This window comes from Psychrobacter sp. 1U2, from assembly GCF_051847575.1.
This window is the reverse complement of sequence record NZ_JBPYDC010001854.1, coordinates 1-511: the sequence shown is the minus strand read 5'-3', so window position 1 is coordinate 511 and position 511 is coordinate 1. Positions and strand designations below refer to the sequence as shown.

1 protein-coding gene is annotated in these 511 nt (G+C 39.5%); it reads left to right on the top strand.

Annotated elements, in window-relative coordinates:
* Positions 1-186: 186 nt before the first annotated feature.
* A partial coding sequence (locus ACS8FD_RS24775; protein WP_439277795.1) for an acyl-CoA thioesterase occupies positions 187-511 on the top strand: 325 nt, incomplete at its 3' end.

Here is a 511-nt window from a genome sequence, read left to right as displayed (position 1 = left end):
GTCTGAGCGTAAGTAAGCTTTGAGTAGCAGCCTGTCAGAGTGTTCAAGCTTGTTAAGCGTTATTACTTTTAGACACTAATGTTCTTAAACACTAGTGCTCTTAAACACTGATACTCTTAAAAACTGATACTTTGATGCACTTCTATCCCGTAAACGAAAAATAGTAAACGAAAATTAAGGCAAATTATGGATCTCGTTAATCACTCTACACGCCTAACAGCAGATATACCAAACGATAGCTATCCTGTCGATCTGGCCCATTATCCAGTCATACATACTCAGCCAATACATTGGGGGGAGATGGATGCTTTCAATCATTTAAATAACGTGGTGTTTTATCGTTATGCTGAGTCAGCGCGCATTGCTTATTTGCAGACTTTAGGGATGTTTGATGGCAATATGGTCACTGTACTCGCTCAGTCAAGCTGTCAGTATTTACGTCCAGTTTTTTATCCGGATACTTTATTATTAGGGGTACGTTGTCAACGTTTGGGCACAACCAGTATCGTAA